This window comes from Pseudogemmobacter sp. TB195 (genome assembly GCF_058313095.1).
In genome coordinates this window covers 1-13,743 of record NZ_JBZEGG010000048.1, presented here as the reverse complement: position 1 = coordinate 13,743, position 13,743 = coordinate 1, and the positions used below count along the sequence as shown (strand labels likewise).

General features: G+C 60.5%; 23 protein-coding genes. 8 read left to right on the top strand and 15 right to left on the bottom strand.

Annotation, left to right across the window (positions count from 1 at the left end; genetic code table 11):
- Positions 1–396 precede the first annotated feature (396 nt).
- Together AC4FS3_RS27620 and AC4FS3_RS27615 are read right to left on the bottom strand one after the other, a co-directional pair.
- Positions 397–1,944, bottom strand: a complete 1,548-nt coding sequence (locus tag AC4FS3_RS27620) for a GMC oxidoreductase (RefSeq protein WP_491023193.1) — start codon at positions 1,942–1,944, stop codon at positions 397–399.
- Positions 1,941–2,771: an aldo/keto reductase gene (locus AC4FS3_RS27615; RefSeq protein ID WP_491023192.1), complete on the bottom strand. Its 831-nt coding sequence runs from the start codon at positions 2,769–2,771 to the stop codon at positions 1,941–1,943. Before AC4FS3_RS27615 ends, AC4FS3_RS27620 begins: the two co-directional genes overlap by 4 nt.
- A gap of 313 nt (positions 2,772–3,084) precedes the next feature.
- Here AC4FS3_RS27615 and AC4FS3_RS27610 point away from each other — a divergent pair, with 313 nt between their 5' ends.
- From AC4FS3_RS27610 to AC4FS3_RS27600, 3 genes are all read left to right on the top strand, one after another.
- Positions 3,085–3,408 (top strand): N-acetylmuramoyl-L-alanine amidase, encoded by a 324-nt coding sequence (locus tag AC4FS3_RS27610; RefSeq protein WP_491023194.1) that lies wholly within the window; start codon positions 3,085–3,087, stop codon positions 3,406–3,408.
- Positions 3,409–3,549: 141 nt separating this feature from the next.
- Positions 3,550–3,753, top strand: a complete 204-nt coding sequence (locus tag AC4FS3_RS27605) for a hypothetical protein (RefSeq protein WP_491023191.1) — start codon at positions 3,550–3,552, stop codon at positions 3,751–3,753.
- A gap of 1,066 nt (positions 3,754–4,819) precedes the next feature.
- Positions 4,820–6,088 (top strand): integrase, encoded by a 1,269-nt coding sequence (locus tag AC4FS3_RS27600; RefSeq protein WP_491023190.1) that lies wholly within the window; start codon positions 4,820–4,822, stop codon positions 6,086–6,088.
- Here AC4FS3_RS27600 and AC4FS3_RS27595 read toward each other — a convergent pair.
- From AC4FS3_RS27595 to AC4FS3_RS27540, 12 genes are all read right to left on the bottom strand, one after another.
- Positions 6,070–6,294 (bottom strand): hypothetical protein, encoded by a 225-nt coding sequence (locus tag AC4FS3_RS27595; RefSeq protein WP_491023189.1) that lies wholly within the window; start codon positions 6,292–6,294, stop codon positions 6,070–6,072. The two genes, AC4FS3_RS27600 and AC4FS3_RS27595, sit on opposite strands and share 19 nt — an antisense overlap.
- A 43-nt stretch (positions 6,295–6,337) precedes the next feature.
- The gene (locus tag AC4FS3_RS27590) at positions 6,338–6,742 is read right to left on the bottom strand and encodes a BrxR family helix-turn-helix transcriptional regulator (protein WP_491023188.1); all 405 of its coding nucleotides are present in this window, start codon (positions 6,740–6,742) and stop codon (positions 6,338–6,340) included.
- Between the two features lie 111 nt (positions 6,743–6,853).
- On the bottom strand, positions 6,854–7,039 hold the full coding sequence (locus AC4FS3_RS27585) for a hypothetical protein (RefSeq protein WP_491023187.1): 186 nt from the start codon (positions 7,037–7,039) through the stop codon (positions 6,854–6,856).
- A 98-nt stretch (positions 7,040–7,137) separates the two neighbouring features.
- A complete protein-coding gene (locus tag AC4FS3_RS27580; protein ID WP_491023186.1) occupies positions 7,138–7,572 on the bottom strand; it encodes a DUF4326 domain-containing protein in 435 nt (144 codons plus the stop codon).
- On the bottom strand, positions 7,565–7,792 hold the full coding sequence (locus tag AC4FS3_RS27575; protein WP_491023185.1) for a DUF3310 domain-containing protein: 228 nt from the start codon (positions 7,790–7,792) through the stop codon (positions 7,565–7,567). Before AC4FS3_RS27575 ends, AC4FS3_RS27580 begins: the two co-directional genes overlap by 8 nt.
- Positions 7,792–7,995, bottom strand: coding sequence for a hypothetical protein (locus tag AC4FS3_RS27570; RefSeq protein WP_491023184.1), 204 nt, complete (start codon positions 7,993–7,995; stop codon positions 7,792–7,794). The genes AC4FS3_RS27575 and AC4FS3_RS27570 overlap by 1 nt, the downstream gene beginning before the upstream one ends.
- A gap of 58 nt (positions 7,996–8,053) precedes the next feature.
- The gene (locus AC4FS3_RS27565) at positions 8,054–8,503 is read right to left on the bottom strand and encodes a beta-sandwich lipoprotein (protein WP_491023183.1); all 450 of its coding nucleotides are present in this window, start codon (positions 8,501–8,503) and stop codon (positions 8,054–8,056) included.
- A 113-nt stretch (positions 8,504–8,616) separates the two neighbouring features.
- Positions 8,617–8,865, bottom strand: coding sequence for a DUF2312 domain-containing protein (locus AC4FS3_RS27560; RefSeq protein ID WP_491023182.1), 249 nt, complete (start codon positions 8,863–8,865; stop codon positions 8,617–8,619).
- 12 nt (positions 8,866–8,877) lie between these two features.
- Positions 8,878–9,072: a hypothetical protein gene (locus AC4FS3_RS27555; protein ID WP_491023181.1), complete on the bottom strand. Its 195-nt coding sequence runs from the start codon at positions 9,070–9,072 to the stop codon at positions 8,878–8,880.
- On the bottom strand, positions 9,069–9,335 hold the full coding sequence (locus tag AC4FS3_RS27550) for a hypothetical protein (RefSeq protein WP_491023180.1): 267 nt from the start codon (positions 9,333–9,335) through the stop codon (positions 9,069–9,071). Before AC4FS3_RS27550 ends, AC4FS3_RS27555 begins: the two co-directional genes overlap by 4 nt.
- On the bottom strand, positions 9,332–9,559 hold the full coding sequence (locus AC4FS3_RS27545; RefSeq protein ID WP_491023179.1) for a hypothetical protein: 228 nt from the start codon (positions 9,557–9,559) through the stop codon (positions 9,332–9,334). Before AC4FS3_RS27545 ends, AC4FS3_RS27550 begins: the two co-directional genes overlap by 4 nt.
- A 238-nt stretch (positions 9,560–9,797) precedes the next feature.
- The gene (locus AC4FS3_RS27540; RefSeq protein ID WP_491023178.1) at positions 9,798–10,103 is read right to left on the bottom strand and encodes a hypothetical protein; all 306 of its coding nucleotides are present in this window, start codon (positions 10,101–10,103) and stop codon (positions 9,798–9,800) included.
- Between the two features lie 411 nt (positions 10,104–10,514).
- On the opposite strand from AC4FS3_RS27540, the gene AC4FS3_RS27535 reads away from it, so the two are divergent.
- From AC4FS3_RS27535 to AC4FS3_RS27520, 4 genes are all read left to right on the top strand, one after another.
- Positions 10,515–10,742 (top strand): hypothetical protein, encoded by a 228-nt coding sequence (locus AC4FS3_RS27535; protein WP_491023177.1) that lies wholly within the window; start codon positions 10,515–10,517, stop codon positions 10,740–10,742.
- Between the two features lie 148 nt (positions 10,743–10,890).
- Positions 10,891–11,115, top strand: coding sequence for a hypothetical protein (locus AC4FS3_RS27530; RefSeq protein ID WP_491023176.1), 225 nt, complete (start codon positions 10,891–10,893; stop codon positions 11,113–11,115).
- The gene (locus tag AC4FS3_RS27525; protein WP_491023175.1) at positions 11,112–11,798 is read left to right on the top strand and encodes a hypothetical protein; all 687 of its coding nucleotides are present in this window, start codon (positions 11,112–11,114) and stop codon (positions 11,796–11,798) included. Before AC4FS3_RS27530 ends, AC4FS3_RS27525 begins: the two co-directional genes overlap by 4 nt.
- Entirely contained in the window at positions 11,795–12,205 is a 411-nt protein-coding gene (locus AC4FS3_RS27520; RefSeq protein ID WP_491023174.1) for an HNH endonuclease, read from the top strand. Before AC4FS3_RS27525 ends, AC4FS3_RS27520 begins: the two co-directional genes overlap by 4 nt.
- Before the next feature lie 360 nt (positions 12,206–12,565).
- Here AC4FS3_RS27520 and AC4FS3_RS27515 read toward each other — a convergent pair whose 3' ends face one another.
- On the bottom strand, positions 12,566–13,117 hold the full coding sequence (locus tag AC4FS3_RS27515; RefSeq protein WP_491023173.1) for a hypothetical protein: 552 nt from the start codon (positions 13,115–13,117) through the stop codon (positions 12,566–12,568).
- A gap of 48 nt (positions 13,118–13,165) precedes the next feature.
- Between AC4FS3_RS27515 and AC4FS3_RS27510 the strand changes: the two genes are divergently transcribed.
- Positions 13,166–13,743, top strand: a 578-nt coding sequence (locus tag AC4FS3_RS27510) for a hypothetical protein (protein WP_491023172.1), incomplete at its 3' end; no start/stop codon positions are given.

Below are 13,743 nucleotides of genomic sequence, written 5' to 3'. Positions count from 1 at the left end.
TGCCGTCCGACGCACTTGGCGCAGGCAGCGGTGCGGCGGGCGGTTCTGTGGCCTATCTGACCGGCTCCCTTGGCGCCGCCATATTCGAGGTGATTATACAGCGTATCCGTGCAGGGAGGCTGCCCCGTGACAATCCGTGTTCCTCGCCCCGTTGTCGTTTGCCCTATCCATGCTCTGATCGTAGGGCGGTCTTCGCGCTGCTCGTCGCGGGGGTGATGGTGGCCTGGTGCGGGTGTGGTCGGTTTGAGCCCTCGCCTTTAAGCGGCCGTCAATCTGCCCTCGGCTGGAAGATTACTGCTTGTTAGTTCGAATAGATACACGACAAGTGCGCGAGCTCAAAGCCCGGCACATTCCTTGTTGCGTCAGATATATGAGTAGATCTGCAAAGCACGTGCATCAGGATTTTGTAAGATTAAGGGAGCGACACGCAATCCTATCGGCGCAGCGGAGTGCAAGTAGCATCAGCATCATGGTCGGGTTGGCGCCGCCCCCTGTAGGTAGGACCGAAGTGGCGCAGATCGAAACATTGGGAATGGCAAAGACGCGCAGGTGGCTGTCGACAACCCCTTTGGCCGGTTGGTGGGCCATCCGAGTAGAGCCACTGGGGTGGTATATCCCGCCTCCTGCCGCCATGTCTGCAGCAACGTCGGCCCGGTCCCGCGGTGCCAGCTTGGTGTAGCTGCCCAATGGAGAGGTTTTCCAGCTCTGAAACACAGCGGCCGTTGCTTTTTCCATTTCGGAGATGTCGCGCTCGGTTACTCGCCAGTCTATCCGCGCCAGAGGTTGGCCGAAGCGGTCGTTCAGTCGATCCGAAAGGCCGATGCTGTGCGGGCCATCTTTCTCCTGCTCAATCACCATGTGTAGTTGCAGCTCGCTATCGTCAGGAAACAATAGCCGTTGTCGGGCGAAGCGCCACCAGACGGCGCGGAGAAGCCACGGCATCCCGCGCAATAGGGGCAGAGCTGCCTCGCCCGCGATGCGAAGGTCGCGACGCTGCACGCCGCGCAAGATGTCGCGTAGGGCTGCGAATCCGCCACGACTTTCGGAAAAACCCACATGCGCGAAACATGCCGGAACAGTTTCGCGCAGCGATGTGTTGTCACCGAGTTCGAAGCGCATGTTTCGCATGCCTCCACCAGGTGCAAAGCGGAATCCGACTACGCGGTTGAAAGAACTCCGATCTTGCGGTTCTATCCTCGCTACGACAGCAGAAAGATGGTCTTGGAAACCCTTTCCTAAGAGGGGCGACAGGGTCGATACTCGGTCGCCCGATTGCCGGTCAATCATCAACAGCAGACGGGTGCTTTCTATCGCCCCCGCAGCGATGATCGTTTCCGGTGCCCGAACCGTGATCTTGCTGCCATCCGCGGCCTGCGCTACGACAGATACGAGCTGGCCGTCGCGCAGGCTAAAGCCTGTAGCCGTCGCGTTCAGCCATATTTCCGGACCATTGGTGGATTCGCACCGAGTGCGCAGCAGGGAGTAGACATTTCTTTTAGCGAAAGGCGGCCATTTCGCCAACCGTGCGACATGTGCCGTGCCAGCGAATAGGCTATGATCCTCATAGCCTCCTCCGGGCAGGCCAAAAAGGGCTTCGACCCTGGACAACCATGGATCGAGATCTGCCCGTGTCAATGGCCAGGACGAAGGGAGCATGTCAGCGCTCTGGAATGGGATAAGGGCGCCGCCCCAGCGTGTGGAGCTGCCGCCGAGGCAACGGAAACGGCCGTGTTCGGCACCCGCATAGAACGTGCCAGTATGCTCGACGGCATTCAGCGGATGGGTGTCATCCTTCTGCTCACGTTCGCCGGATTCCATGCAGACGACACGCAACCCGCGCTCGGCCAGCTCTGTTGCTAGCACCATACCGGCGGTTCCCGCGCCGATTATCAATACGTCTGCAGTCTGTTCCTGTTCCCCACTCCCAGCAAGATCCCGGATCATGATTGATCACCGAACAATCTGGCGTATTGTCCCATTCGCGAGGATTTTGTTGTACTGACAATGATGGCCCCTCGGACGTTGCGCTTCAACGCCTGCGCAAGGATGTCCTGAACAGGAAGCGACGAGCCGGCACTTCTTGCGGCCGAGACATACCCGTATGTAATCTGTAAAGGTTTGCCCCGGTCTGTCATCACATCGGCTTCATGCCGTTCCAAACTGTCCAGCACCTGTACGACCGGCGTAAGGCCCGGGGCTGCATCGAGAAAAGGCACTAGCCTGTCGGCTGTCAGCGCAAGCCCGAATGCTCCGATGCGCCCGCATGTTACTTCGTCTTCCAGCCATCGCTTCCATTCATCGGTCTGCACAAGTGGAAGTTCGGGTTCGTGCAACATATAAAGCTCCACGTGCTCGCGGCGTAGGCGACGCAGGCTGGCCGTCAGCATGTCGCGTGCCCGAGTTAGTGTGAAATCGACCGAAGGCCGCGAAATCGAAGCCACGATCCTGCCGGCAGATTTGCGTAGAAACACCGCTGCACGCGATGCGCTTTCACCACCCGGCGAGTAGATGCCCACCTTTGTTGTCACAGTAAAGCTGTGACCCAACCCCTGTAACAGACCCAGATCACGCTCTGCCCAGCCGAAGCCATAGTAGGGTGCAGTATCAAAATGAGTAAAGCCGGCATCTATTGCCGCCTCGAGCAGACTAAGACGGGCCTTCTGGTCTCCGACATTGAAGAGCGAGGCGGTCCCAAACAGAAATCGCGAGAGTGTGAGATTTGTTCCCGGCAAAAGAACCTGAGGGATCGCGATAGATGAGGGCTTATTCATGCCTCTTTTCCTTATCAATAAGTTTGTCGCCTTGCACCGAAGACAATTCTGCGTCCAGGGAAAACGCCTGACCAACCGGAATGATAAATACATTCGAACACAGGAAGAAATGCCCCGCATACCTGAAATTCGCAACGCCTAAAACACGATATGCTTCCTGACAGCCCGGCCACCGTGCCGGGCTTTCCCTCACCCACCCCACGGGCTCGCTTCGGCGGGCCTTTTTCATTGGAGAACGACATGAGCAAGATCGCTCTTGCTATCGGGCATAACGCCCGGGCGCAGGGGGCTGTCCGCGTGACGGACGGTCGCACTGGAACTGAACAGAGACCTCGCGGTTGCAATCCGGGATCTGGCGCCGGCGCGCTATGTGATCGTGCGCCGCACGCATGGCTCCGGCGAGATTGGTCGCGCCTATGCCGAGGTTGACCGGCTGGGTGCCGCGGCCTCGGTCGAGCTGCATTTCAACAGTGCGGAAGAGGCCAGCGCCACCGGCACGGAAACCCTGACCAGCGGATCCACGAACAGCGCCCGCCTGGCGCGTGGGGTGCAGGCCGGAATGGTCCGCGCCCTTGGTCTGCGTGATCGCGGCGTCAAGGTTATCGCCCGCGGCGGCCGGGGCGGTGCCTCGCTCTAGACCGGCAATCCTCCAGCCATCCTGCTCGAGCCGTATTTCGGCAGCAACCCGGGCGACTGCGCCGCAGCTGATCGCAACTTCTCGGCGCTTGCCCGCGCCATCCATGAGGCCTGCACGGCCTATCTCAAAGGAGCCTGACCTATGCATTCCGTTTACCTGCGCCTCGCGCTTTATGTCCTATCCACCTTCCTCGGCCTCACCGCCGCTTGGCTGGCTGGCTGGGGCGTTGCCTGGGATGCTGACGCCCAGAGCCTGACCGGTTTTCACCTGCGGACGCTACTCACCGCCGTGGGTGGCGCTGTGGCGGCATCCTGGGGGGTGTTTGCCCGATGGGGCGTGAAGTGAACTTCCAGCCTGACTGGCGGTTCTCGCTGATGATGGACGCGCCCTGGCTTTGGCTGGCGCCCGGCTGATCGCGCTGATCGATGCGGGGTGTCGGGCCTGATCCCGCTTTCCTGCAGGCAGATCATATACAATCTGGCAGCGGTCGCTCCATTCCCATTCGTGCTGCCTGAGCGCCACCTCGCACCCGGCAGCCCGGGCAAACTCCAGCAGCGCAGACGGCGCATCCTCGGTGCCGGCCAGCGCAACATAGCGCGCGCGGCTGTATCGTCCTGATCGGCCGCACCTGTCACAGGTCAGATGGATGGTGTCAGGCAGGAGGCTGACTGCGCGGAACATGAGCGAATCGGGGGATGGGCGCACTAATGTTCACTATATGTTCTTATCATGCAATGCGATCCAGGGATTCACGCGATTCTGTTGGTGTGGTAGGATGATCACGCGCTCGGGAGCACGACAACAATTGTGCGCGAGGTTTCGGCCTCCGCGGCGTCCCGCCCCCTCAACGGCGGGTTCTGGGCGCAAGGTGTTGGTAGCGCCTTGCGGCAAACCTCAGTGGGGCAGGTATAGCCCCAGCGGTCACAGGGATACTGTGGCAGGCTGATCGGAGCCTAAACGGCGAGGGCTGCGCATAGCGCGGAAGTGGGCCGACCGATCATCTTCATTCCCGTTCCCGGCTCTGCGCGGGTTGACCACCGCATGCATGCGAATTGCGATCCCCTCGGGAAACCGGGGGGCTTTTGCTTTGGGGTGGATCGAATCGGGAACAAGGTCTGGGGATTTGTCTGGGACTCTCTGGGAATCCATTACTCTTTATTGCGGTTTTGTTCCCGGCGCTCCTGCTCCGATGGTACGGTGCGCGCACGCATAACCTAACCGCAAGTCACTGCTTTAAAGCAGAAAAATCCAGAAAGGGCGCTGGAGCGGGTGAAGTCCTCCAATGGCCATTTTGTGGAGTAAGGTATCATTATATATCAGCACCTTAGGCTGGTTATCCGCTCGATACGGTCTGCAAAATGGTTGGCAAAATGACGTTGCCTAAGCGGGTCATTGGTGGTCATCTGCATATATGACCCTGATACGTAAATCCTCCATCTACTATCTCAATAAACGGGTGCCGGTTCGATACGCTGCGATTGAACCCCGAGCGCGCATTGAGATATCCCTCAAGACGGACTCGGCCTCTTTGGCGGCCGAAAAAGAGGCAGCTGTTTGGAGCCGACTTCTGAGCGGCTGGGAGGCGCGCCTTCAGGGTGATGATGTGGATGCCGCAGCGCATTTCGATCAGGCCCGCGATCTCGCCCAATCGCGCGGTCACCGCTACTTGCCTTCGAGCGAGGTTGCCCGGCAACCGCTTGCGGAAATCGTGAGCCGCATAAATGCGGGGCGCGACTTGAGGGGGCGTATCGGTGATGCGGAGGCGGTAGCGCTTTTAGGGCTAGCGGAAGCTCCGCGGTTCAAGGTGTCACAAGCGCTCGAGGAATATTGGAAACTATCGGTTGAGGACGTCCACGGGAAGGATGGTAATCAGCTTCGCATTTGGAGGAACCAGCGAAAACGTGCCGTAGCAAATTTCATCGATGTCATAGGTGATCGGGAACTCGACCGCATCACGCGAGATGACATGCTGGACTTTCGCGCATGGTGGTGGGAGCGCATACGGGATGGCGATCTGACTACAAATAGCGCAAATAAGGACATCTCTACCCTCACCGGAATTTTGAGAACTGTTAACGATATGAAGCGACTTCGTCTGGATCTTCCATTCGAGCGTCTGTCTTTTCGTGAAGATGAAGCCGCAACCCGAAAGCCATTTTCTGACAGTTGGATCAAGAATAAACTGCTTGGATCGCGCGCTTTGATGGGGTTGAATTCAGAGGCTCGAGCCATCCTGCTTGGCGTTGTGAATACAGGATGCAGGCCAATCGAGCTCGCTGGTCTGATGCCGTCTCATATCAGGCTAGACGTTGATTATCCGCACATTGAGATTAAGCCTGAGGGCCGGCAGCTAAAGACAAGGCATTCCAAGCGCATGATACCGCTGGTGGGGGTGAGCCTGGAGGCGATGAAAGGTCACCGCGACGGATTTCCAAGATATCGGGGAAATGGTGATTACAGTGCTACAATAAACAAATACCTGCGAGAGAATAATCTACTCGAGACACAAGACCATACCTTGTACGGACTTCGACACAGTTTTGAGGATAGATTGCTTGCGGCCAATGTGGATGAGAGAATTCGTGCGGATTTGATGGGTCATAAGCTAAACCGACCCAAATATGGTGCGGGCGCCCCGCTAGAACAAATGACGCAAGTAATTCAGCGCATAGCGTTCTGAGCGGCGAGCATTGCGCGCGCTGCAGCAATGGGATCGTCGGTCCCTTGCAAGGATGCCTCGGCAATCCTGAGTTCAGTATCAAGTCTCTGAAAGATTGGTAGTGCGGCGGGAAATCGGATTACGATTTCTGCAATCGTCGCGTGAGCCTCTCTGAGCGCTGATATTGTCACGCCTTGATGCATTCTTGCGCGGAGGGTGGCTTTCATGCCGCTTCCTCCCTTACCATCAGATGGGCGCAGTAGGCTCGGGTCATTTCGGGACCTCCGGATTGCATTCCGGGCACTGTTCCAGGATCGCGTGGCTATCCAGAAACCGCGTGTCCTCGCAGCGCGCGCAATTCGGCGCCGGTTTGGCGGCTCGTCCGCTGCTAGTGATCATGTCCGCCATGATCTTGACCGCATGGGTCACACCTATGCGCAGCGCGGTCGGATAGGCCGGAAGGGATCCCGGTAAGGCGCGATAGGTCCGCGCCTGCCGGTCATGGATAAGACGGCCGGGATTGATGTCGCGGTATGACCTGAAATCGATAGCAGCCTGAGACTGGCTGATGCCGAAGGCCTTGACCAGATCCTGCCTGCCAATGGTGCCGGCGCCGATCAGGCGCGCATCGATCCAGATCATTCGCGTCAGGACGGCATGGGAGAGGTCAGCCATGGGCGACCTCCGGCATTTGCTCCCGGAAGCGCCCGTGCGTCACATGGGCGCTGATCTCGTGCCGAAACCTGCTGTAGGTGAGAGGTGTGCTGTACCGGCCGTCAGAGCCGGTTAGGCCGCTTTTTTGCCGTCCTCTGACGCGGCGGACCGCTGCAGGATCTCGGCGGCAATAAAGAGCTCCGAAGCGATCCGCTGGGCAGCTTCCGGGGTCAATGCGATTGTCGTGTTGGCCATCCTGGCATTGGCTACCGAGAATTCGAGTGAGCTGGCGAGATCCAAGATCCGTTTCACTGGCATGATAGTCATCCGTACTTGTAATAAGTGCCGAAGATACGCACTCTATTTTGGCATTTTGTAGGCACGTAAGCGCATAGCCGGTGTGCATAAAGATGCGATCACCCATTAGTGAGCTCCATCAGCGTTTCGGCATGGCAGGGCGATCCCGGCTTGCACCAGCAGGCGAAGCTATGGCCGCGCAGGGCAGGCAATCGCTCCAGCACTGCCGCGCGCAGTTCGTCGAGGGCGTCGATGCATCGCGTCACATCGGTCCCGCTCAGCCCGGCAGGCAGATACGGAGTGCCGGTGCGCAGCCAGTCAGCGTGAAGCGTAACGGCGCGCTCTGGCGTGAGGATCTCGCTCATTGGGATCAGCGGATACCAATCCATTTTGCCCTGCAGCGATCCGTTCGGGATGCGCAGGCCACTGGACTCGCCTGGCACCCATGGATTGCCGAACAGGGTGGACCGGTCGCAGCGCACGGCTTTGGCCGGCAGGCGCGAGCCTTTGGCGCGCGACAGCTGGATGCGGGTGGCTGGGGCATGGTCACGCATTGGCCGGCTCCGTAGCCTTACGGCGCATGATCTCGCGCCTGATGTACCACTCGGCCTTCTCGAGATCCTCGGTGCCGTTGCCCTTCAGATCGCAGCGCCAGATGTACTTGACAGCATTGCCGAGGTTGAAACCCATATGCTCGGTGACCTGGATGCACTCGATGCCCGAAGGGTGCCCAGTGTAGTGGGGCGGATGATTGACGGGGTCGTCTTTTGCCATCACTCGATCCCCGCAGTAATCCGGTGGCGCGGACGGTCATTCATGGCGGTGATGGTCTGCCGGGCCTGATCTTCCGTTATGCCCATGCTGACAGCCCGTTTGATCAGCCCTTTGATGTCAGCTGGATAGAGCTTGCCGCCCGGGACGGCGAGGATCGCAGCCGAAACGGCGTTGCGGAACCGGGTATCGGGGGGGATGGTCATGGTTGCTCCTGCATTGGCGTTCGGGATGCTGGCCCGCTCGGGGCCAGACACCGGAGCGTCACTGCATGGCTTCGCTTGAATTCGTCGTGAGCTCGTCCAGATCGCCCCGAAAATCCCAGTCAGACAGGATGGCCTGGGGCTTGAAGGTGACCCGATAGTGGTAGGCGCTGACCGTCGCGGCATCGAGCTGCTCGACGAATGCTGACGTGTTGTCCGCAAGCACAAGGGTGTGGCGCTTGTACTCTTTTGGCCCGGTTTTGCAGATAACGTTGAAGGCGGTGCCACTGCCGTTCAAATCCATGGAGCAAAGCCCCTCGATCGACAGGATGTAGGTATCGGTGATGCCGTTGTAGAAAACGACGCGGCGATTGATTTCAAAGTTATCAGCGGCCTTCGTGAGGTTCGCCGCGGCAACTTTCGCATCATCATCCACGCAGCCTGCGACCAGAGCGACGGATGCGGCGGCGGTCAGGGCCATGATTGCGGCACTGATACGGGAGAGGTTCATGAGCGGTCTCCATACTCGAAAGAGATTAAGAAAAACCCCGGTGGTCACCTGGCAGGGCGCCACCGGGGCAAGTAGGCGCGGGGCAGGCATGCCGCTCGCGCCTGCGAAACTGGTCAGCTCATCCCGAGGGCGGTCATGTAGACCTCGAGGATGGCCTCGGCCTCCTGGCGCTCATCGGCATCCTGCTTGCGCAGGGAAACGATCTTGCGCAGCGCCTTGGTGTCGAACCCGCGCCCCTTGGCTTCGGCGTAGACCTCTTTCAGCTGCTCGCTGATGTCCTTCTTCTCGGCCTCGAATTGCTCGATGCGTTCGATCATCTGCATGAGTTCATCGGCCGTCACATTGAACGCGTCATTGGGCATGTGCGCGGCCTTTCAGCAGCAGCCCGGCGGGGTGCCGGGGAAGGTGAGGTTGAGGAAGGCGAGGATCAGGCTGCGCGCGAGGACGGCGCCTACGAAGGCGAGGAAGATCACCCCCGCGATCGCGGTCAGGCCCTCGAACCGAAGCAGGAAGTTGCGGCGGCGCCGGTAGCGCGCAAGCGGGACGGAATCGCTGGCGCGCGGGATCATGCGACCGCTCCCGGGCTAGGCAGATCCACAGCAGCCCCGTTGATGTCGGGCGAGAGGATGGCCTGCAACTCTTCGACGCTGCGATCAGCCAGGCCGGGGTGGATGCTGGCCAGCGCGCGGATGCGTGGGCCGAGGCCTTTGCCGCTGGCGGGTTGCAGGCGCAAATGCCCACCATGGATCACGGTTTCGGGGCGGGTCTCTGCCAATTGCGGCATCCAGCGGCCCTCGGGCGAGACGGTCTCGAAATACCAGCGGGCGCTCATACGGCACCGCCGGGGTGCTGATCGAGGCGGCGGGTGTTCAGCCCGGCCTCAAAGACGCAGCGCGGCACCCGGACAACGGTTTGGTCACGGGCGATCTCGGTGGATTTCAGGATGTGGCGGGCTTTGCGCTCCTGAAAGGCCTGTTCAGCGGGCGAGAGTGCAGGATCGGGCTGCGCCAGCATCCGCCGGGCGCGCTCAATCTGGGACGGGCGGTAGTTGGACACGGGTGGCCTCCATCGGGTTGCGATGGGGGTGGACATTGATCTGAAAAAATCAGACTGTCAATCCGATGATCTGATTTTTTCAGACAGATTTATGCCGCATGATGGTCGCATACCTCAGCGCCACTCGCCTTTTGCGTGAGTGGATCAATGGGAGGAAGGGATTTGAGGATCACGATTCGGCTGATCGTGCTGCTGCACAAGCTTGGGATTAATCCGCAGCGAGTCCTGTGGCCGATTGTCAGCTGGCGCGCTGGAGAGCGGCTATCAATGCAAGCTGAACGTCGCCGGGAAGTGGGAGCATCTCGCCGATGATGATGAAATTTGGTCCGACTCTGGCGTTTCTGTAAAGATAATCAAGAACTTGGAATGACGGCGCGCCGGTTTTTTCTTGGTAATGGTAGGTCTTCGGATTGATGTTCAGAAGTGCCGCGAAGTCTTTTTGTTGTTCGGCCACAAGTGACCTGGCTGCGCGCAGCCGCAGCGCTATCGCTTCGGGAGTTGTGTCTCGGAAGCGCGCGATGCGCTCTTTGTCTTCGATATCCATGATCGGATTTCTAACGCTTTGATCTGAAAAAATCGAACAGCATCGCGATCTAGTCTTGACGATCTGAATTATTCAGAATGTAAGATGCGGTAGGTATCAAAGTGCTCGCTCCTTTATCGATGCTCTTGGTGGCTACCGCGCGGTTGCTGCTCGGCTTCGTATGGGGTCATCAACGCTTCATGGCTATGTGACGGCAGGCACCCTGCCTCCTCGTTGGTATTCGGCTCTATTGGCGCTTGCGTCTGAAGTTGGGGTCGAGCCACCGCCTAGGTCACTGTTCTCCTTCGAAGTGCTGCCTCCTAAAGACGAAAAGGACGCTGCGTGATGAAGCACACAGCGCCCTCGTCCCTTTCCCATCCAAACCCGGTTGATCGCGTCTCCTGCGCTCAACTTGGGGAAGGACCCACTCAAATGTCATGGTCAAAAGTTTTTGAGCCTCGCTCTTTCCGGGCGCGGTTCGCCGGTTTCTGGTCTGATTTCCTCCGCGAAAACTATCGGAACCCGGAAGAGGTCTCGGTGGCCTTCGGCGTCCGGTATCAGACCGCGCTGAATTGGTGGCAGGGGGTCAACCGGCCCTCGGGCGATGTGGTCGCGCTGGCCGGTCGCCCGTTCCAGGATTTTCTGGAGGCTCGGGGATGATCTTGGTTCTGGGGGCAATCAGGGCAGGGGTCAGCGCCGCGATCATGGCGCTGACCGGCGTGTCCTTCTTGCCCAGGGAGGCAGCCAGCAGGCTGATCCCGCTGCAAAAGTTTTTGACCAGAGAAATTGAGCGCCGGAGGGCAGGGCAATGACCGCCGCCTTCCAATCAAAGATCGATGACCTACCGGAAGTCGCACTTTGGGAGCTTGTGTCCGAGGTTCAGCCTGACCCGGAGCTTGCCCTTACACTTCTCGCCAAGGCAGTCGCGTACGGGTGCAATTCTGGTGACTACTGGCCCGGCACCTTGTTGCAACTGATCCGCGAGGATTTCGACAGGCTGCATATTGCCAAGCATATGGGGAGGCGCCAATGACCGCCGCCTCGACCAAAGGCTTGTTCCGGGCAATCAAGCCGAAGCGCGCGCCGCATCCGATGCTTGGGGATTTTCCCGAGGTCGCGCCTGTCGACAGCCGTGATCCGCTAGATTTCGACCCGACGCCGCCCGATGCGACAGGCGCCTTTCTGGCGGTCGAGGCTGAACATATCCGCGCCCATGGTGATCTGGTCTGGGAACCTGCCGTGGGCGCCGGTCACATGGCGGGCGTTCTGATCGATTACGGCTTCGGCGTGATCGGCTCCGATGTCGCGGATCGCGGCTGGCCCGGCGTCACGCTGCGCTCATTCTTCGATTTCGCCGCCGCACCGTCGCGGATCCAGATCACCAATCCGCCGTACTGCGAGGTCAGTGCGCGCGATGGCCATGGCCGCTGGCTGCGCCATGCTTTTGATCTCGGCGCGACCTATGTGGCGATGCTCCTCAATGCGGATTGGCCTTTCGGGCGCGTGAACGGCTTCGATCAGCTGTTCCGCGATCACCCGCCGTCGATCGAATATCTCTGCTGCTGGAAGATCGATTTCCGGGGCGGGGGCAACCCGGCTCAGCGCAACTGCTGGATGGTCTGGGATACCAATCGCCCGGCGCCAGGCCCGAACACCTGGCTGCGCAAGCGGCTTTACAGGGATCAGCCGGACGCCCGGCAGGGGGTGCTGATATGACCCCGACCGCCCGCAAACGCCCGGAATGGGTCGGCAAAACGCCCGACACGGCGCCGCCGTCCTGGGTCAAATCCCGCATCCTCGATGCGCAGGATGATCGCTGCGCCGAATGCCGTAATGACTTCTGCCCGCAGCTGCTGCCGGAGTTCGATCACATCAAAGCCCTGATCAATCTGGGCGAGAACCGCGAAAGCAACCTGCGGGCGCTTTGCGGCCCCTGCCACGGCAAAAAGACCGCAGCCGATGTGGCGCTCAAAGCCAAGGTGGCCCGGGTTCGCGGAAATCACCTTGGCCTGAAGCCGAGATCGAGCCGCCCGGTCGGTGGCTGGAACGCCAAAAACTTCATCCAGACGCTGGATGGCACGGTATTGCACCGCGCCACGCGCCAGCCCGTCACCAGACGATAGGGGGCTTTCATGTCCGATCTTCCCGAAAAAGATGCCGGCGCAGCGGATCACGCGGCGCAGGGGCAGGGCTGTACGGGCGGGGAGGGTGGTTCCTCCGCCATCCCCGGCCGCCACCCTGGGGCGCTCGCCGCTGGGGCGCCCTCGCCGGGCAGGCTGGTCGATGTTGGTGCTGGCGGTGCGGGTGATACTCGGGCCGCCCCTCAGCCTGGGGTTTTGGGTGGCGGCCCGGATACTCGTTACTCCGGGGAGGGTAGCGCTGGCGGTGGTGCGGGCGCAGTGGGAAATTTGGACGCTTCGTCCCCCGCCACACCTGAGGGCGATGCGATCAGCAGGGCGCGCGATGCCGTAGAGCGTGAGCTGTCAGCCCCTTATGCGCTCAGCAGCTTCAACACCACCATCGACGGCCAGCCCGTCACGAACAACGGCGAAACGGAGTTTGTCACCCGCAAAGAATTCCAGCGAGTTGTTGACGACCTTTGCCAGCGTGTTCGCGCCGCCCTCCGCTCCCTTCCCCCGCAGGACGGGGAGAGGGAACAGATCGAACGCCTCACGGCAGAGCGTGACGCCATCGCAGTGGCTGCGTTTGAAGCAGCGGCGGCACTGATGCAGCGAGGTGGTATCCACACCCTGAATGAGCGCGCCGCTGCCATCCGCGCCCTGACCCCGGCAGATGCAGTGGAGCGCGTCCACCAGATGATCGCGGCAGCAGTTTTGCGCGGTGGTCAGGCCGCTCGCTCCGCCCTCACCGCGCAGCCCGTGGCGCAGGATAACTGGCCCAGCGGCGCGCATCGTCATTGGCGGGTCACGGTCGAAACCGGGGCCGATCAGATTGTCTGCATTGAAACAGAATGCCTGAGCGGGCGCGAGATATCGGACGCGGACGAAGCGACGATCCGACAGGCGGCGCTGCACCTTCTGTCATTCATCGGTGATCCCGCACCGTCGGTCGCGCAGGAGCCAGTGGCGGCCGAAGAATGCAAAAAATGCTGCGGCAATGGCGAGATCGTCACCGATTGGGATGGATATCTGCACCCGCCTGAGGGCGCGGAGGCGGATCATGGCACCGCAGAATGCCCGGATTGCGATGGCACCGGGAAGGCTGCGCAGCCTGTGGCGTGTGACGGCTGCGGTGTGAGTGGCGTGGAACTGCGGCAGGCAATCGGCGGAGTATCGTGCCGTCGCTGCTGCCTCAACGATGAACTGTTTGCCCGTCTGCCTTCCGCCACCCCCGCGCCGGTAGAGGCGGGGCTGCTGGATGGGGTCCAGACGTGGGCGCCCTGCTGGGCTTGCGAAGACGCCAGCACGGAGGAGCCTCTGCACCTGACCACGGATCTGCGATGGGACGGCAAGGGATGGTGCTGCGAGGAATGCTTCGGCATCCCCGAGGATGGAAAGGTGACGCCCGAAGGTGGCGAATGGGAGACCGCGCCTCGCTTCCCCGCCCTCCGCGCCCAATCCGCTCCTGTGGGCGAGAAGCCAGAGCCACGTCAGACCATCGAGGCGCTGACCCAAAGCCAGACCTTCTGGTATTCCTCCAA